Origin of the sequence: Pseudomonas capsici (assembly GCF_017165765.1) — a bacterium.
Taxonomy (GTDB): domain Bacteria; phylum Pseudomonadota; class Gammaproteobacteria; order Pseudomonadales; family Pseudomonadaceae; genus Aquipseudomonas; species Aquipseudomonas capsici.
In genome coordinates, this window is the sequence record NZ_JAFGZD010000018.1 from 1 (window position 1) to 16163 (window position 16163).

A 16163-nucleotide genomic window follows, 5' to 3' on the forward strand; every position below is an offset into this window, starting at 1 on the left:
TGCCGAAACAAAGGGGGCCGCCGTAAAGGCGGAACCGGTAGAACCAGCACATACCGATAATGGATATGTCCACCGGAGCGCGTTTTACCCCACGAAAAATACTTTTTAATTCATGTCCTTGCGTCTTGTTTGATGAGAGGCAGCTTGCTGGCGACAACGGTGAAGTCGCCAGCAAGCTGCCTCCCACAGTCCTCTGACGGACTTGCAACACTTCATGCAGACAGAGCCAATTCCTTCGCGAAGCTCTTAATTGACCTGAAACCTCCCCACCAACTCCCTCAAGTGAGTGCCCAGCCGGGCCAGCTCAACGCTTGATGCTGCCGTCTCGTCGCTCGCCGCAGCGGTCTGTTCCGAAATATCCCGTACCCTGAGCACGTTACTGTTGATCTGCTCGGCCACATTGCTCTGTTCTTCACTGGCGGTTGCGATCTGCTGGTTCATGTCCTGAATGGTGGCCACGGTGCGGGTTATCTGCTCCAGCGCGCAGCCCGCACGGCGGCTCAGTTCGACACTGCTGTCGGTCAGGCTGCGACTGCTGTCCAGAGTCGTGGCGACTTGCTGGGTGCCGTTCTGCAAGGCTGCGATCAGTTCCTCGATTTCCTCCGTGGATTCCTGAGTGCGTTGCGCCAGACCGCGGACCTCGTCGGCAACCACTGCAAACCCCCGCCCGGCTTCACCGGCACGTGCCGCTTCGATGGCCGCATTGAGAGCCAGCAGGTTGGTCTGCTGGGACACGGACTTGATCACATCGAGTACCCCGACAATCTTGCCGCTTTCCTGCTTGAGCCGATTCATGGCCTGGGTTGAGTTGGCGACCTCGCTGGCCAGTTGCTCGATCTGGGTAATGGCCTGGCTGACCACCCGGTCGCCGTCCCGTGCCTGCTGATCGGCGGTGATGGCCGCCTGGGAGGCTTCCTGTGCGTTGCGGGCGATTTCCTGCACAGTGGCCGTCATCTGATTCATGGCGGTGGCCACCTGATCGGTTTCGTCCTTCTGGCTGTTGACCCCTGCGCAGGTCTGCTCCGTCACCGCCGAGAGCTGTTCGGCAGCGCTGGCGATCTGCGTGACACCATCGCCAATACCGCTCACCAGAGTGCGCAGGCTCAGGGTCATGGCCTGCATGCTGTCTTGAAGCCGGCCCATTTCATCCTGGCGCTGGATATCCAGATCCTTGCTCAGATTGCCCTCGGCAATACGTCCGGCAGCCACCAGAGACTGCTGCAATGGGAGTGTGATCTGTTGTGTCATGATCCAGGCCGCCAATGAGCCGATGAGCAAGGCCAGCCCGGCCACGCTGGTCAGCAGGGTTCTCGAACCTGCAGCCTCGACATCGCGCTGAGCGCTTTGCAGGCTGATCAGCCGGGCCACCAGATCAAGCATCCTGTCGCCCAGTTCTTCCATGCTTTCCTGAAGGGCCTCAACCTTGACCTGGATCTCCTTGAAGCGGGTCAGTTGCTCACGATAAAGCTGTAACGTCTCGCCGGCGGGTATGAGCCCCTGGATGTTCTCGTCGGCCTGTTCCCGGGAGATCTGCTGCACTTCCCTGAGTGCTTCGTCGATGGCGGCGATGGCAGCCGCTTCGTCGGCTTCCTTGTTGGTAAAGGTGTAAGCCTGGACCTGATAACGGGCAATCTGGATCTGCTGCCTGAGTTGGGAGATATTGGTGAACTCATTCAGCCGTTCGCCGTTGTCCTGCTCCTGACTCACGGCTTTTAGTACCTCGCTTTCGACCAGCGCCACGGCTTTCATCGCCAGCTCCGATTGCCGGTCCAGCTCGAGACGCGACTGATCGCGGGCCTTGCGGTCAAGGCCAAGGTCGGAAAAGACCTTCTCCATGCGACTGACGATCTGGCTCTGTTCGGTGAGCAGCGCCAGGCTTCTGGCATCCTCGGTTTCCCTGCGCAACGTCACCAGTTGGGCTTCAAGTTCATTGAGCCGCTCTAGCACCCGATTGGCGTTTGCTTCGGTATTTTCATCGCGGAAAATGATGCGTTCGGTACGCAGGTCCTTGGTCAGACTGCTGAGCTGGCCGATGGACGAAAGCGACTCGGAACGCTCGATCATGGTGTCCAGGCCATACCAGCCGGTCAGCGTGATGGAAAGAGTCAGTAATAGCACCAGGCCGAAGCCCAGAGACAGTTTGAGTTTGACGCTCATGTTATCGAGCGAGCGATTGATCCATCTGAACATCGGGCTTCTCCTGCTATCAGCGAGCAAAAAGCAGGCCCTGAAGGTTGCAGGGCATGCGTCATGAGCGCATCGGCAGGGAGGAGGAGCCGCTCGACCTGAAGAGGTCGTAGGAGATTTCCGGGGAGAATTGTCGAGTGAAGCCGGTCACGTTGCGTGACGTAACCTGTCGAACAAGGAAGCGGTGGCCTGCACCGCTTCCTGCTCGCATCAGATGGTGAAGCGACTCACCAGCACCTGAAGGTGATTGCCCAGGCGCGCCAGTTCGACGCTGGAGGCAGCGGTTTCCTCGCTGGCTGCGGAGGTCTGCTCGGAGACGTCGCGCACGTTGAGCACGCTGCGGTTGATCTCTTCGGCAGTGGCGCTTTGCTGCTCGGCCGCTGCGGCGATCTGCTGGTTCATCGACTGGATCGCCGAAACGGTCTGGGTGATGTTTTCCAGCGAGGTGCCCGCACGACGGGTCAGGTCCACGCTGCTGGCAGTCAGGTCACGGCTGCTGTCCATGATGTTCGAGGCTTGCTGGGTGCCGTTCTGCAGGCTGGCAATCAGTGCTTCGATTTCCTCGGTGGACTTCTGGGTGCGCTGCGCGAGGCTGCGTACTTCGTCCGCGACCACCGCAAACCCGCGACCGGCTTCACCGGCACGTGCCGCTTCGATGGCCGCGTTGAGCGCCAGCAGGTTGGTCTGCTCGGCAACCGACTTGATCACGTCCAGGACGCTGCCGATCTTGTCGCTTTCCAGCTTGAGTGCGCCCATGGCTTCGCTGGAGTTGCCGACCGCCGAGGCCAGGCGCTCGATCTGGGAAATCGCTTCTTTGACCACGCGCTCGCCCTCGCGGGCCTGTTGATCGGCGGCGACTGCGGCTTCCGAAGCTTCTTCGGCGTTACGCGCGACTTCCTGCACCGTTGCCGTCATTTCGTGCATGGCGGTGGCGACCTGATCGGTCTCGACCTTCTGGCTGTTGACTCCGGCGCTGGTCTGTTCGGTGACGGCGGACAGCTCTTCGGCAGCGCTGGCGATCTGGGTCACGCCGTCGCGAATGCCGCCAATCAGCTCGCGAAGGGAAACCGTCATGCGCTGGATGCTGCCTTGCAGTCTGCCCAGTTCGTCGCTGCGATCGATGGTCAGGTTGCGGCTCAGGTCGCCCGAAGCAACACGCTCCACCACGGTGAGTGTCTGTTGCAGTGGCACGGTGATCTGGCGAGTGATGACCCAGGCCGCCAGAATACCGAAGACCAGTGCCAGTGCCGTTGCGATGGAAATCATCACGACGGCCTGCTCACTTTCCGCATCGCGGCTGGCGGTCTGCGCATCGATCATTTCATCGTTGAGGTCCAGCATTTTGACGCCCAGAGCGGTCATTTTTTCCAGCGCTACCTTGCTGGCTGCCTGGGCATCGCGGTATTGCCCGACGGCGGCGCGGTAACCTTTGAGGCCGACAATGGCCTCTTGCAGCATGGGCAGGTAAGAAGAGGAAATATCGCCCGCCAGGGTATTGATGGCGGTCATCGCTTCATCGATGGCCGCATTGGCATTCTTCTCGAACTCGGCACGGCCGCTGTAGGTGTAGCCGCGCACCTGGAAGCGGGCCTGCTGGATCTGTTTGCTGGCACCGACAATATTGTTGAAGGCCAGGATATTGTCGGCCTTCAGAAGTTCGGCTTCGATCTTGCCGACTTCGGCAACGGCCTTGTCGGCATTGTCGCCCATCAGGCTGCGGGTGCCTTCCCGGGTCTCGATGGCTTTGGTCATTTCGCCGAATGCCTGGCGATATTCAGTGGCGCTCTGGATCTGGGTGTCGAGGCGCTTGATGTTCTCGGCGGAGCGCAGCAAGCCTCTGGCGGTCTTGAGGGCCGCGTCGAGTTTGTCCAGATTTGCCACTACAGCCGAGGCCGTTTCGGCGTTATACAGTGTTTCGTAACGCATCCGGTTGATGCGTAACTCGAGTGTCAGCATGTTCACTTCGGTGATCGCTGCAACCCTGTCTCCGCGGGATATCAGGCCGTGGGTGCTGAACCAGGCCGTGGCCGTGATCATCAGGGTCAATAGCAGGACGAGGCCGAAGCCTATCGCCAGTTTCAGACTTACGCTCGCATTGGCGAGACTTCGAGCTAACCCGCGATACATGACAACTCCTCAATATCCTGTAGGCCCGCTCTTACATCGGCTTACAAATACAAAACTGTAGTCATCAAATCGATAAAAGAAAGGTCAGAACAAGCGCGCGAGTAAAGCGGTCACGGCTGTTTCAACGCGCAGTATCCGCTCTCCGAGTTGTACCGGTTGCAGGCCGGACTTGCGCAGCAGGTCGATCTCATAGGGAATCCAGCCGCCTTCGGGGCCGATTGCCAGTGTGACCTGTTGCTCCACGGCGCGTGGGCAGGCGGGAAAGTCGCCGGGATGACCGACTAGTCCCAGTGTATTGCGGGCCAGTTGTGGCAGGCGGTCTTCGACGAACGGTTTGAAGCGTTTTTCGATGACGATCTCGGGCAGCACGCTGTCGCGGGCCTGTTCCAGCCCCAGAATCAACTGTTCACGAATGGCTTCGGGCTCCAGAAACGGGGTCTGCCAGAAGCTTTTCTCCACCCTGTAGCTGTTGAGCAGGATGACTTTTGGCACGCCCATGGTCGCAACCGTCTGGAACACCCGGCGCAGCATCTTGGGCCGGGGCACGGCCAGCAGCAGGGTCAGGGGCAGTTTGGCGGGAGGTGCAGTGTCCAGGCTGATGCGCAGCTCGGCTTCATGGCTTTCAAGACGAAGCAGTTCAGCTGTGCCCAGCAGGCCGTTGATGCGACCGACGCGCAGGCTGTCACCGACTTCTGCGCGATGCACCTCCTGCATGTGTCTGAGGCGTCGGTCGCGCAGGATGACCCGGTCGGCCGCAATGAAGTCGGCCTCTTCAAGAAGCAGCATGTTCACGACAGTGTCGCGGGCGGCTGGTCTTGCTTGTCGGCGTCGTCGGGCTGGTCGTCCGGATGCTCGCCACGCTTCCTGATCATCGAACTGCACAGGATGCCCAGCTCGAACAGCAGCCACATGGGCACGGCGAGCAGGGTCTGGGAGAAGATGTCCGGCGGGGTGAGAATCATGCCGACCACGAAGCAGCCGATGATCACGTAAGGGCGAATCTTTTTCAGGTACTTGACGTCGACGATGCCGATCCAGACCAGCAGCACCACGGCCACCGGAATCTCGAAGGCGACCCCGAAGGCGAAGAACAGCGTCATGACGAAGTCCAGGTAGCTGGCGATATCGGTCATCATCGACACGCCTTCCGGGGTCACGCTGGCGAAGAAGTGGAATATCAGCGGGAAGACCAGAAAGTAAGCGAACGCCATGCCTGCATAGAACAGGATGATGCTCGATACCAGCAGCGGGACCGCAATGCGCTTCTCGTGCTTGTACAGGCCTGGAGCGATAAAGCCCCATACCTGATGCAGGATCACCGGCATCGACAGGAACAGCGCCACCATCATGGTCAGCTTGAACGGCGTAAGGAACGGCGAGGCCACGTCCGTGGCGATCATGGTCGCGCCTTCGGGCAGGTAGACCCGTAGCGGAGCCGAAACCAGCGTGTAGATCTTCTGGGTGAAGTAGAACAGGCCGGCAAAAATCAGGAACACCGCCGCAACACAACGCAGCAGGCGTGTACGCAATTCTGTGAGGTGCGAGACCAGCGGCATTTGCTGATCGTTTTCCGGGATATCGCTCATGGGGCTCGTGGGGGCAGTGACGAATCGTGGGCGGAAGGTGGCGTGGCTGTGACTTTGGGAGCCGACTGTTTGGGATGTTTTTCCAGAGACAGCTGGCTCTTGGGTGCCGGTTCTGCCGGGCCGATTTCCTGGGCTGGTGCTGCTGGCGGCTCGTTCTGCGGTTCTGCGGCAGGTTCCGGCTCGGAATAGGGCGAGAAGATTTTTCTCGCTTCCTCTTCCAGAGACAGAATGTGCTCATTGTGCAGTTGCCGACGGATTTCGTCGGCACCGATTTCACGTTCAACTTCCTGTTTGATCGCATTGAAGCTGCGCTTCAACCGGCCTATCCACAGGCCGGCGGTGCGCGCTGCACCCGGCAGGCGCTCGGGACCCAGCACCAGCAGGGCCACCAGACCCACGAGCAGCAGTTCAGAGAAGCTGATACCGAACATGGCTTACACCTGGTCTTTGCGGGTCGGCTCTTCGACTTTGTGCGCCTGCCCGTCGATGGTGTGTGGCTGGTTCAGAGGCGAGGACTGAGGGGCGGCCTGAGCCTGCTGTGGTTGCGCGCCCGGTTGTTCGGCAGGCTTTTCTTCATCGTTCATGGCCTTGCGAAAGCCCTTGATCGATTCGCCGATATCGCTACCCAGACCCTTGAGTTTCTTGGTGCCGAAAACCAGCACGACCACGATCAGGATGACGACCCAGTGTTTCCAGTCAAAAATACCCATGAAGCATTCCTCGTAGAAAATTCGAACCTGAAGGACAGGTCATTAATCCGCTGTGCGTGCAGCTTTTTCTGCGTGTCCGGACAACCCGAAACGGCGGTCCAGCTCATCGAGCACGGCCTGTGGATGCTGACCGAGTGCCGCCAGCATCACCATGCTGTGAAACCAGAGGTCAGCGGTTTCGTAGATGACATCGCTGCAATCGCCGCTGATGGCGGCATCCTTGGCAGCAATGATGGTTTCGACCGACTCTTCACCGATCTTTTCCAGAATCTTGTTCAAACCCTTGTGGTACAGACTGGCGACATACGAGCTGTCGGCAGCGGCATCCTTGCGCGATTCCAGCACTTGGGCCAGACGGGACAAGGTATCAGTCATGTTCAGTGTCCTGCGTGATAAATGGCATCCGGGTCCTTGAGCACCGCGTCGACCGTCTTCCAGCCCGAGTTTTCATAAACCCGGTAGAAGCAGCTTTCGCGTCCGGTATGGCAGGCAATGCCGCCGATCTGCTCGACCATCAGGATGATGACGTCGGCGTCGCAATCCAGGCGCAGCTCATGCAGTTGCTGAACATGACCGGATTCCTCTCCCTTGCGCCAGAGTTTGCCACGCGAACGCGACCAATATATTGCACGGTTCTCTTTTGCAGTCAGGCTCAGGGATTCGCGGTTCATCCAGGCCATCATCAAGACACGACCGGTCTTGTAATCCTGAGCGATTGCAGGCACCAGGCCGTCGCTGTTCCAGTTGATTTCGTCCAGCCAGTCTTTCATAACTACTCCGGCAGCCGGGCGTCAATAATCCCGGCGGGTTGAACAGTGTGCCAGTCACATGCGTCGCTGGCTATCGGCGAACGATCAGATACAGCCCGGCCACCAGCATGATTCCAACCGGCCATGCAGTCAGCGTCAATAGTGGCAGGCCGGCTGCACTCAACGCCCATACCTGCACTGCGCCACCACTGAGCAGCGCCGCGCCCAGCAGGCGCAAGGCCCAGCCATCGCCGGAACCCAGTCGTGGTGGCGGAGGATCGTTCGCATGGGGCCTGGACAGGCGCTCCAGCAGGTCGCGGGTCATGCCTGCAATATGCGGTAACTGTTCGACCTGGGTCTGCAGGTTCTGAACCAGGGTCTTCGGGCTGACCCGCTCACGCATCCAGCGCTCCAGAAACGGCTGCGCGGTAGTCCACAGATCCAGGTCCGGATAGAGCTGACGGCCCAGACCTTCGATATTGAGCAGGGTCTTCTGCAGCAATACCAGTTGCGGCTGAACTTCCATATTGAAGCGGCGTGCGGTCTGGAACAGGCGCATCAGCACCTGACCGAAGGAAATATCCTTGAGCGGCTTCTCGAAAATCGGCTCGCAAACGGTACGAATCGCCGCCTCGAACTCGTTGAGCTTGGTTTCGGCAGGCACCCAGCCGGAATCGATGTGCAGTTGCGCCACGCGGCGGTAGTCGCGCTTGAAGAAGGCAAACAGGTTGCGGGCCAGATAATCCTGATCCTGAGGCGTCAGGCTGCCGACGATTCCACAGTCGATGGCAATGTACTGCGGGCGCCATGGATTGACCGTGCTGACGAAAATGTTGCCCGGGTGCATGTCGGCATGGAAGAAGCTGTCACGGAACACCTGAGTGAAGAAGATCTCCACGCCACGCTCGGCCAGCAGTTTCATGTCGGTGCGCTGGTCGGCCAGAGTGGCCAGATCGGTGACCTGAACGCCGTAGATGCGCTCCATGACCAGCACTTTCGGGCGGCACCAGTCCCAGTAGACCTGGGGTACATACAGCAGGTCGGAACCTTCGAAGTTGCGGCGCAACTGGCTGGAGTTGGCCGCTTCGCGCAGCAGGTCCAACTCGTCGTAGATGGTCTTTTCGTAATCGCTGACCACCTGCACCGGATGCAGCAGGCGGGCGTCGGCAGACAGGAGCTCGGCGGTGCGGGCCAGGATGAACAGCCAGGCCATGTCCTGGCCGATGACCGGCTTGAGGCCCGGGCGCACGACCTTGACCACCACTTCCTCGCCGCTCTTGAGGCGTGCGGCATGAACCTGGGCCACGGAAGCCGAGGCCAGTGGCGTCACGTCGAAGCGGCTGAACACATCGCTGATGCTTGCGCCCAGTTGCTCTTCGATCAGTTGTACGGCCAGTTGCTGGTCGAACGGCGGTACGCGGTCCTGCAGCAGCATCAACTCGTCGGCGATGTCTTCGGGCAGCAAGTCGCGGCGGGTCGACAGCAACTGGCCGAACTTGATGAAGATCGGCCCCAGATCCTGAAGTGCCAGACGCAGGCGGGCACCACGGTTCAGCTCCGAGGCCTTGCGCGGCAACCAGCGCCACGGCAGGACAAAGCGCACGGCCAGCATCCACCACGGCAGCGGCAGAGCGAAGAGCAAATCATCGAGGCGGTAGCGGATCACGACACGTTGAATGCGGAACAGACGGCGGACGGCAAGCAGCTTCATGCGTTATCGCTGGAATTGAGGGATTGGGCGAGGCGTGCAAAGCGCGCCTCAAGACGTTCCAGATCCATTTTGATCTGATCGAGTTCGGCAAAACGGGCTTCGGCCTCGTGCTTGCCCACCAGAGTACGCGATTCCTCGCTCAGGTAGTCGGCCACGTTCTGGCCGAGGCTGGCAAAGCTGTCGCGGGTCCAGCGTGTGCGGCTGCGCAGGTGGCCACCGAGCAACTGGCTGGCGACCGGGCCGAGCCAGCGGGAGAGTTCATGTTCCCAGTCCAGTTCGAGGTCTTGCAGGATACCGACCAGCTCCAGCAATACCGCGCTGTCACCGTCCAGCTCGACTTCGGGGCCATGCAATACGGCGGTCTTGTCCTGGCTCAACGCCAGACGCAGCAGGCTGGTGGCGGGGGCGCGCAGGATGCAGTCGGCATCGGCTGCCCAGTCAGCGGCCAGCAGCAGACCTTCGTCACTGGGCAGGATGAACAGTTGCAACGCCGGGTCGCGGCAATCGATGGCGATGACCTTGCCGGTCAGTTCGGCAAGGCGCGGCGCCGCCGTGCTGTCCAAGCGCAGTACGCGATTGATGCCGTGCTCGACGCTGGCGAGCAGACCCCGGAGCAACATCAGGGTTTGATACCGCGGTGCAGGGCAACGATGCCGGATGTCATGTTGTGGTAGGTCACCCGGTCAAAACCGGCGTCTACCATCATCGACTTCAGGGTTTCCTGATCCGGGTGCATGCGGATCGACTCTGCCAGATAGCGATAGCTTTCCGAGTCATTGGTCACCAGCTTGCCCATGAGTGGCATGAACGCGAACGAGTAGGCGTCATAGGCCTTGGACATCAGCTTGTTGGTCGGTTTGGAGAACTCCAGCACCAACAGACGACCACCGGGCTTGAGCACGCGCAGCATGGAGCGCAGGGCATCTTCCTTGTGCGTCACGTTGCGCAGGCCGAAAGCGATGGTCACGCAATCGAAATGGTTGTCGGGGAACGGCAGTTTTTCAGCATCCGCCTGGACGAACTCGACATTGCCCGCGACACCCAGGTCCAGCAGGCGATCACGCCCGACCTTGAGCATCGAAGCGTTGATGTCTGCCAGAACTACCTGACCGGTCGGGCCGACCAGATTCGAGAACTTGCGGGTCAGGTCGCCCGTACCGCCTGCGATATCCAGCACCCGGTTGCCGGTACGTACCCCGGAAAGCTCGATAGCGAAACGCTTCCAGAGCCGGTGCATGCCGCCGGACAGAAGGTCGTTCATCAAGTCGTACTTGGCCGCTACGGAGTGGAAAACCTCAGCGACTTTCTCGGCCTTCTGGCTTTCCGGTACGTTTTTGTAGCCGAAATGAGTGGTGGGTTCGGTATCGCTACCTTTGCGCTGATCGTTCATATCGCTGCCGCCGGAATAGAATGCCGGTCATTCTAATCGCCAGGGCTGGCTTTGTCTTGACAAGGCTCACCCTCAAGGCTTTCTTCGGCATGAGTGGCTGTTATAGTTGCGCCGCAATTCAAACGACTGAAAAGGAACTCTCCAATGGCGAAAATAACCGTTGAACGCCCACACACCCTGGGCCGTGACAAGGCGCGGGAGAGGGCTGAGCAACTGGTCGAGAAGCTGGCCGAAAAATACGGCCTGGCCCACGAATGGGTAGGCGACACCGTGAAGCTGGAAGGCAAGGGCGCCAAAGGCAAGGTTGAGGTTGAAGATGCACTGATCCGGATCAGCATCGAGCTGAACTTCATCCTGTCGGCCATGAGCGGCTCGATCAAGTCCGAAGTGGAGCGGGTGCTGGATAAGGCGTTGGTGGCTTGAGTGCCGGGTGAGAGCGGATTCGCCCGCGAAAGCGCCCATCGCGAATGAGTTTGCTTACTTCAGATACTTCTCCAAGAGCCATCTGACTTTCTCCCGTTCCTCTTCTACGGATTTCCGTCCTGTGGCCCAGACGGCAACAAGATCGCCTCGAATGGGTATGATCGCTGTGCACAAAGGTTGTTGGGTTGGTACGCACGTAAACTGTGGCTCGGGTGTCTGTGCGAGCATTCTTCGAGCTGACTCTCCGGCGCTTGGACCCTTGCCAGCCAATGCAAATAGTTGTTCGGTCGAGCCGAGAAGATAGCTGCGCTCAACAAGGCTGATATGGCGAGGAAGGAATACCGTCTTCCCATCGTAGAGCCCTGTTTTGCATTGGTTCCTTTCCCAATCCATCAACAACCTTTCGCAAAAAGCTTTAGAGACATAGGCATGTGTATCGAGGTTGAAGTCGTACAACTGGTCATAAGCATCAAGCGCCAATCGTACCTGTGAAACCCGAGAGCCATGAGTGCTCTGCGACAGCACATTTCTGACAGGCACCTCTGTACCGTCGCTCAGAGTCAAATTGCTGTTGGTCGTGGAGGAGAGCAATGCAATGGTCGGCAGGCTCAGCCTCTCCTGGCCTATGTGGATTGTTTGATACTGAGCCAGGACATCCTCTGAAGCCGGCAGCTTCGCAGGTTGCGGTTCTTCACCGCAGCCGGTCAGGCCTAAAGCAATGAGCAGAATGGCATTATTTATTTTCACTGGGCTTCAATCTTCGGTCATGTGCCATGCTATCAGGTTGGCGTGTAGTAACAGGAGCAGCTGTTTGCTGAGGCAAATCAGGATTTATTCGCGAGGCGTCATTGGAAACGATTGATTTTCTCTGAATGCACGGCCCTCCCACAGTTTTCAGACGACTTGCAATACTTAATGTAGGCAGAACCAATAATTTGCTTGCATTGCTATAGAATGATAGAGATTTGATTAAATTAATCTTATCTTTTCTTGCACTCTTCAAGCTCGTTTTGGGTTTTCAAGGTTGTTGTTACACCTAGCCGGTATTTGCAGTATTGAATGACCTGCTGCCGTTCCGTGTCGCTTAATTCACTCAACGTTTTGTCATCTGACTCGTACGCGAAAATATTTTCGAATTGCATTTTAAGGGTTGGGTATTTTTTTATGAAAAATACCTTCTCCGGATAAGCATCTTCCATTTTTTCATAAAAGCCTACGTATAGAAATGAGGTAAGAGTGATCAACGAAATAATGATAAGTGATTTCATGGGGATGGTGGTCGTAATAGTTTGGTTTTAATGCGAAGGTTGTTTACCAGTTCCATTCCTATATTGCCAGGACAGATTTTTCCTTCGCCTGCCTGCATAGGGAATTCACGGTGTCCACCCAGAGTGGTAATCCTGAAAACGCTGGTCAGGGCTTGAATCAAGATCAGTAGAGCATCGATTTGAATGTCAGGAATTTTTTGATCCATTTTGCCGGTGAGGGTTTCAAGAGTTTGTCGGGTAAGGGCAACTATATCCCCACCTTCATCGGCGGTTGTCAGATTCTCTAGCAGGACGATGCCAATTACACCGGTATTGTAATTGTTGACATTTGAGCCTTTGAATCGGATATCCCGTCCTTCAAAGATTTTCCCCGTACAGTCAATGCCATAGTGATAGCCGATATCGGCGAACTTGGCTTGGTGTGCATTCTGAATCGAAAGCATCTGTTCTGCTCCAGCGCCACAGCCTACACTCCTGCCAGCATGATGGAGCGCAATCATCGAGTAGTCCCAGTCATTGACCATCTCTCCCTTTGCTTTATGCGCTCCCCAAAATGAGCGCTCTACAAACTCACAACCTTTATTGCGGACAAGCCTGAGAATGGCTTCTCTGGTGGCAGCCCTGTCGTTGACAGTAATGCTTGTAGAAGGGGCGGGCTCTCCGGCTTTTAATTCGGTAGCTTTCGCTTTGGAAGTAAATTGTTCCGTCATCTTTCTATTCCGTGAGTTCTCTGAGCGTCCGAGCAGGGGAGTTAAAATCAATACTCACCGAAATTGAGGCATCTTTGATAGGGGTTTTGATATTTGCTATTCCTGAGCTATTAGTAATACCTGTAGTTTTTTGGCCATTAATGGAGGCAGTAAAGCTTCTACCTGCTAAAGGTTGTCCCGTTTCGCTATCCACGATCCTGAATGTATGCCCGTAGGTTTTTTGAAGTGATAACGGGAGGGGAGGAATGAACGTTGCCGGCGTATGCAAATCACCGATGATTACCGTACCAGAACCGCCAATTACCACGTCACCATGGGTGCCTACAGTGCCGACCAGAGCAGCATTTTTTCCGTTTATAAAAACGGTAGTCGATACCGCAGACGTTAAAATGCTGCCACAAGTACATATGTCGCCTCTAGTGGCTGCTGCAAGTCCATCGAAGAAAACGTCGGGAGAACCGGAGGCAATCGCTTTAGTGCCGTGCCCTGGTATTGGGCAGCTGGTGGGATCTGTTATGCGTGCAGCTGGCTTTGCCATATCTAACTCCCTGTCAGAAATTTCACGAGGCCGATCTTATCAGGATTGTTTGAACGGTCGACTCTTGATGGCCCGTATCTCTCATGTTGCTATGCCATTACTGCATCGCACGTGTCCAAGCTTGTAGTCCAAGTGACCGAGATGTTTCAGACAGCGAAAAACCTTGAGCGGCCACCAGGATTAACTGGGCCAGCGACGATCACACTCGCTGGTGGTGGCAGATTTTGTGTGCCGGCTTGGCTCGGTGCTTTACTTTGGGGGGCAAAACAATCCTTGAGTACTCATTTTTTCGTCTCCAAGGCCGTGAGCAGTAGAAAAGTATCAAGGCCGTACGTTAGGCACTTACATCCAGCCTGCGTACTTTGATGACCTGACCTACAGCGACTTTACGACGTGGCTTGGCCGCAGCAATGATGTGAGTGTTTCCATCGGCATCGGATGCCACGATATTCAATCCTTTGACCTGCACGACGGTGTGGCCGGCAGCCAGGGCGCGGTAGTACGCAGCAGAAGTGGCGCTGGCAGCTATTTCGGGAATATGTCCCTCGAGGTTTTCAATCGCTTCCTCAGACAGCTTTTTACGTGTGGCTTTTGCCATGATTGCCTCCACTAGTCACTGCGTCTTAGTAAACAGGGTTTCGCTCATTTTAGCTACGAATGAACCGTTTCTGAAAAGATAGTGAGCGGTGGTTGAGGACCTAGGGTGTGCATTCTAATTTTTCTCCGTACTTTTGAGTCATGCCCCGACAAGGGCGGTTCCTTGAACTTTCGAGAGTGAGGTGCACCATGGCCAAGGCTACCCTGAAGAAAAAAGTTGAAGACGATCAGGCAACAGCGTTTTCCGAAGTGAAACTGTATGCCCGCAAGATCTGGCTGGCGGGGCTGGGCGCTTATGCCAAGGCCAACCAGGAAGGCACCGAGTACGTCCGTGAGCTGATCAAGACCGGCGAAAAAGTGCAGAAAGACGCCAAGAAGGCTGTCGACGAAAAACTCGAAGCGGCCAACAGCGAAATCGACTCGATCAAGGGCGAAGTCTCAGGCGTCAAAGGTCGTGTCGAGGCGCAGCTCGACAGGATCGAAAGCGCTTTTGACCGCCGGGTTGCCAGGGGCTTGAACCGGATTGGCATTCCATCTAAACATGATGTTGAGACACTCTCTGCTAAGCTCGATGAGCTGACGGCATTGCTTGAACGTGTCGGGCCTAAAAAGCTCGAGCGTAATGAGCCCAAAAAGCTCGAACGTATCGAGCCTGAACATTAAGGAGAGCAGGATGGCTGGCAAGAAAAAAGTTGAAAAAGAAGGCAGCTCCTGGATTGGCGAGGTTGAAAAATACTCTCGCCAGATCTGGCTGGCTGGTTTGGGCGCTTACTCAAAGATCAGCAATGACGGCAGTAAGTTATTTGAAACACTGGTAAAAGACGGCGAAAAGGCCGAGAAGCAGACCAAGGCAGAAGCCGAGAAACAACTCGACAATGCCAAGGGCACCGCGAAGGCTGCCAAATCCCGTGTGGGTGACGTCAAGGACCTCGCGCTGGGCAAGTGGAATGAACTCGAAGGCGCGTTCGACAAGCGTCTGAACAGCGCCATTTCGCGCCTGGGCGTGCCGAGCCGTAATGAAGTGCAGGCGTTGCACGGCAAGGTCGATGAATTGACCCGTCAGATCGAACTGCTGACCGGTGCCAAGGCCAAGCCTGTGGCGTCCCGTTCGACAGCTCCTTCCAAAAGCACGGCAAAACCGCTGGTCAAGGCAGCAGCCAAGACTGTGGAGAAAACCGCAGACAAGGTCGCGACCAAAACAGCAGCTGCCAAACCGGCAGCCAGGAAGGCAGCCGCCAAGCCGGTCGATGCTGTGAGCAAGGCTGCGTCTTCGACTGCAGACAAGGCCAAATCGGCAGCCAAACCTGCTCCGAAAAAACCTGCTGCCAGAAAGCCGGCTGCAAAACCTGCCGCCAAACCGGCAGCTTCGGCTACACCTGCTGCTTCTCCGGCTGCTGCGCCGTCGACACCTCCTGCGTCGACGCCAACAACCGGTCAGGCCTGATAACAGGTTGCTGCACCCAGCCCGGCCTGTTCGACAGGTCGGGTTTACCCGCTCAAATACTGCATGGCCAGTTCTTCGGCCGCCTGCCTCGATGTCGGCACCAGATGCGGTGTCACCAGCATCATGATCTGATAGACCACCACCCGTACTTCTCCTTCGCGACCCAGAATGCGCTGATAGTCCAGCGAGAACAGCAGGTTCATGGTGATCTGTTCCACCAGTTGGCCCAGTGCCTGGGTTTCGCTGATCAGTTGTCCTTGAGCCTTGAGTCTTGCCAGTAACGAGGCCAGGGTGCGCTTGAGGGCGTTGAGCAGGTTGCGAATGCCCCTTGCCAGTTTTGGCAGGCGCCCGGCCAGGTTGGACAGGTCCTGGAACAGAAAACGGTAGTGCGCCAGACGCTCGACGATCAGGTGCAGGAACAACCAGTAGTCTTCGGCATTGAGTCGCGCATTGGCGGGCGGGTCGAGCAGCGGAGTCAGTTCGGCCTGGAAGCGCTCGAACAATCCCATTACCAATGGCTCTTTGCCGTGAAAGTGGTAATAGAGATTGCCGGGGCTGATACCCAGTTCGTTGGCGATTTCCAGGGTGGAGACATTGGGTTCGCCCTGCTGATTGAACAGTGTCAGGGCGCATTCAAGTATGCGGTCGCGGGTTTTCATCCAGTCTTCTTGTTTGGGGTTCGGGGGTGCAATGCTGCTGACCCTGTGGGAGGCGGCTTGCCGG

19 protein-coding genes and 2 pseudogenes are annotated in these 16163 nt (G+C 57.2%); 3 read left to right on the forward strand and 18 right to left on the reverse strand.

Annotated elements, in window-relative coordinates:
• Window positions 1-246: 246 nt before the first annotated feature.
• From JSY17_RS26130 to ubiE, 13 genes and pseudogenes are all read right to left on the reverse strand, one after another.
• Window positions 247-1122, reverse strand: a complete 876-nt coding sequence (locus JSY17_RS26130) for a methyl-accepting chemotaxis protein (protein ID WP_408636105.1) — start codon at window positions 1120-1122, stop codon at window positions 247-249.
• Window positions 1108-2190, reverse strand: a pseudogene (locus JSY17_RS26135) (methyl-accepting chemotaxis protein); the annotation flags it as partial. The pseudogene JSY17_RS26135 and the gene JSY17_RS26130, both read right to left, overlap by 15 nt.
• A gap of 207 nt (window positions 2191-2397) precedes the next feature.
• Complete coding sequence (locus JSY17_RS26215; RefSeq protein WP_444993351.1) at window positions 2398-3261, reverse strand: methyl-accepting chemotaxis protein; 864 nt, start codon at window positions 3259-3261, stop codon at window positions 2398-2400.
• Window positions 3253-4314, reverse strand: a pseudogene (locus JSY17_RS26220) (methyl-accepting chemotaxis protein); the annotation flags it as partial. The pseudogene JSY17_RS26220 and the gene JSY17_RS26215, both read right to left, overlap by 9 nt.
• 84 nt (window positions 4315-4398) lie before the next feature.
• Window positions 4399-5106, reverse strand: coding sequence for a 16S rRNA (uracil(1498)-N(3))-methyltransferase (locus JSY17_RS19965; RefSeq protein WP_206402778.1), 708 nt, complete (start codon window positions 5104-5106; stop codon window positions 4399-4401).
• Window positions 5103-5900: a twin-arginine translocase subunit TatC gene (gene tatC / locus JSY17_RS19970; RefSeq protein ID WP_117166481.1), complete on the reverse strand. Its 798-nt coding sequence runs from the start codon at window positions 5898-5900 to the stop codon at window positions 5103-5105. Before tatC ends, JSY17_RS19965 begins: the two co-directional genes overlap by 4 nt.
• Entirely contained in the window at window positions 5897-6331 is a 435-nt protein-coding gene (tatB, locus tag JSY17_RS19975; protein ID WP_206402779.1) for a Sec-independent protein translocase protein TatB, read from the reverse strand. The genes tatC and tatB overlap by 4 nt, the downstream gene beginning before the upstream one ends.
• Before the next feature lie 3 nt (window positions 6332-6334).
• Complete coding sequence (locus JSY17_RS19980) at window positions 6335-6610, reverse strand: twin-arginine translocase TatA/TatE family subunit (RefSeq protein WP_117166479.1); 276 nt, start codon at window positions 6608-6610, stop codon at window positions 6335-6337.
• Window positions 6611-6652: 42 nt separating this feature from the next.
• The gene (locus tag JSY17_RS19985) at window positions 6653-6985 is read right to left on the reverse strand and encodes a phosphoribosyl-ATP diphosphatase (protein WP_025262314.1); all 333 of its coding nucleotides are present in this window, start codon (window positions 6983-6985) and stop codon (window positions 6653-6655) included.
• Between the two features lie 2 nt (window positions 6986-6987).
• Window positions 6988-7380: a phosphoribosyl-AMP cyclohydrolase gene (gene hisI / locus JSY17_RS19990; RefSeq protein ID WP_117182502.1), complete on the reverse strand. Its 393-nt coding sequence runs from the start codon at window positions 7378-7380 to the stop codon at window positions 6988-6990.
• A gap of 70 nt (window positions 7381-7450) precedes the next feature.
• Complete coding sequence (gene ubiB / locus JSY17_RS19995; protein WP_201013080.1) at window positions 7451-9070, reverse strand: ubiquinone biosynthesis regulatory protein kinase UbiB; 1620 nt, start codon at window positions 9068-9070, stop codon at window positions 7451-7453.
• On the reverse strand, window positions 9067-9690 hold the full coding sequence (locus JSY17_RS20000; RefSeq protein WP_200978664.1) for a ubiquinone biosynthesis accessory factor UbiJ: 624 nt from the start codon (window positions 9688-9690) through the stop codon (window positions 9067-9069). Before JSY17_RS20000 ends, ubiB begins: the two co-directional genes overlap by 4 nt.
• The gene (ubiE, locus tag JSY17_RS20005; RefSeq protein WP_117182508.1) at window positions 9690-10460 is read right to left on the reverse strand and encodes a bifunctional demethylmenaquinone methyltransferase/2-methoxy-6-polyprenyl-1,4-benzoquinol methylase UbiE; all 771 of its coding nucleotides are present in this window, start codon (window positions 10458-10460) and stop codon (window positions 9690-9692) included. Before ubiE ends, JSY17_RS20000 begins: the two co-directional genes overlap by 1 nt.
• Before the next feature lie 144 nt (window positions 10461-10604).
• Between ubiE and JSY17_RS20010 the strand changes: the two genes are divergently transcribed.
• A complete protein-coding gene (locus JSY17_RS20010) occupies window positions 10605-10883 on the forward strand; it encodes a polyhydroxyalkanoic acid system family protein (RefSeq protein ID WP_117182510.1) in 279 nt (92 codons plus the stop codon).
• A 54-nt stretch (window positions 10884-10937) separates the two neighbouring features.
• Here JSY17_RS20010 and JSY17_RS20015 read toward each other — a convergent pair whose 3' ends face one another.
• The 4 genes from JSY17_RS20015 to JSY17_RS20030 form a co-directional block, all read right to left on the reverse strand.
• A complete protein-coding gene (locus tag JSY17_RS20015) occupies window positions 10938-11630 on the reverse strand; it encodes a hypothetical protein (protein ID WP_206402780.1) in 693 nt (230 codons plus the stop codon).
• Window positions 11631-12147: 517 nt separating this feature from the next.
• The gene (locus JSY17_RS20020; RefSeq protein ID WP_117185306.1) at window positions 12148-12861 is read right to left on the reverse strand and encodes a peptidoglycan recognition protein family protein; all 714 of its coding nucleotides are present in this window, start codon (window positions 12859-12861) and stop codon (window positions 12148-12150) included.
• A gap of 4 nt (window positions 12862-12865) precedes the next feature.
• Window positions 12866-13399, reverse strand: coding sequence for a PAAR domain-containing protein (locus tag JSY17_RS20025; RefSeq protein WP_117185307.1), 534 nt, complete (start codon window positions 13397-13399; stop codon window positions 12866-12868).
• 334 nt (window positions 13400-13733) lie between these two features.
• A complete protein-coding gene (locus JSY17_RS20030; protein WP_122372760.1) occupies window positions 13734-13997 on the reverse strand; it encodes a hypothetical protein in 264 nt (87 codons plus the stop codon).
• Window positions 13998-14185: 188 nt separating this feature from the next.
• Between JSY17_RS20030 and JSY17_RS20035 the strand changes: the two genes are divergently transcribed.
• Complete coding sequence (locus JSY17_RS20035; RefSeq protein ID WP_117182514.1) at window positions 14186-14659, forward strand: phasin family protein; 474 nt, start codon at window positions 14186-14188, stop codon at window positions 14657-14659.
• 10 nt (window positions 14660-14669) lie between these two features.
• The gene (locus JSY17_RS20040; protein ID WP_206402781.1) at window positions 14670-15440 is read left to right on the forward strand and encodes a phasin family protein; all 771 of its coding nucleotides are present in this window, start codon (window positions 14670-14672) and stop codon (window positions 15438-15440) included.
• Between the two features lie 44 nt (window positions 15441-15484).
• Here the strand turns inward: JSY17_RS20040 and JSY17_RS20045 are convergent, their stop codons facing one another.
• The gene (locus JSY17_RS20045) at window positions 15485-16099 is read right to left on the reverse strand and encodes a TetR/AcrR family transcriptional regulator (protein ID WP_117182518.1); all 615 of its coding nucleotides are present in this window, start codon (window positions 16097-16099) and stop codon (window positions 15485-15487) included.
• Between the last annotated feature and the right edge of the window lie 64 nt (window positions 16100-16163).

Bases quoted from the DNA above. Each gene is read 5' to 3' on its own strand.
- JSY17_RS26130 (WP_408636105.1), bottom strand. From the start codon at position 1,122: ATGCAGGCCATGACCCTGAGCCTGCGCACTCTGGTGAGCGGTATTGGC.
- JSY17_RS26215 (WP_444993351.1), bottom strand. From the start codon at position 3,261: ATGACGGTTTCCCTTCGCGAGCTGATTGGCGGCATTCGCGACGGCGTG.
- tatC (WP_117166481.1), bottom strand. From the start codon at position 5,900: ATGAGCGATATCCCGGAAAACGATCAGCAAATGCCGCTGGTCTCGCAC.
- tatB (WP_206402779.1), bottom strand. From the start codon at position 6,331: ATGTTCGGTATCAGCTTCTCTGAACTGCTGCTCGTGGGTCTGGTGGCC.
- JSY17_RS19980 (WP_117166479.1), bottom strand. From the start codon at position 6,610: ATGGGTATTTTTGACTGGAAACACTGGGTCGTCATCCTGATCGTGGTC.
- JSY17_RS19985 (WP_025262314.1), bottom strand. From the start codon at position 6,985: ATGACTGATACCTTGTCCCGTCTGGCCCAAGTGCTGGAATCGCGCAAG.
- hisI (WP_117182502.1), bottom strand. From the start codon at position 7,380: ATGAAAGACTGGCTGGACGAAATCAACTGGAACAGCGACGGCCTGGTG.
- ubiB (WP_201013080.1), bottom strand. From the start codon at position 9,070: ATGAAGCTGCTTGCCGTCCGCCGTCTGTTCCGCATTCAACGTGTCGTG.
- JSY17_RS20000 (WP_200978664.1), bottom strand. From the start codon at position 9,690: ATGTTGCTCCGGGGTCTGCTCGCCAGCGTCGAGCACGGCATCAATCGC.
- ubiE (WP_117182508.1), bottom strand. From the start codon at position 10,460: ATGAACGATCAGCGCAAAGGTAGCGATACCGAACCCACCACTCATTTC.
- JSY17_RS20010 (WP_117182510.1), top strand. From the start codon at position 10,605: ATGGCGAAAATAACCGTTGAACGCCCACACACCCTGGGCCGTGACAAG.
- JSY17_RS20020 (WP_117185306.1), bottom strand. From the start codon at position 12,861: ATGACGGAACAATTTACTTCCAAAGCGAAAGCTACCGAATTAAAAGCC.
- JSY17_RS20025 (WP_117185307.1), bottom strand. From the start codon at position 13,399: ATGGCAAAGCCAGCTGCACGCATAACAGATCCCACCAGCTGCCCAATA.
- JSY17_RS20030 (WP_122372760.1), bottom strand. From the start codon at position 13,997: ATGGCAAAAGCCACACGTAAAAAGCTGTCTGAGGAAGCGATTGAAAAC.
- JSY17_RS20035 (WP_117182514.1), top strand. From the start codon at position 14,186: ATGGCCAAGGCTACCCTGAAGAAAAAAGTTGAAGACGATCAGGCAACA.
- JSY17_RS20040 (WP_206402781.1), top strand. From the start codon at position 14,670: ATGGCTGGCAAGAAAAAAGTTGAAAAAGAAGGCAGCTCCTGGATTGGC.
- JSY17_RS20045 (WP_117182518.1), bottom strand. From the start codon at position 16,099: ATGAAAACCCGCGACCGCATACTTGAATGCGCCCTGACACTGTTCAAT.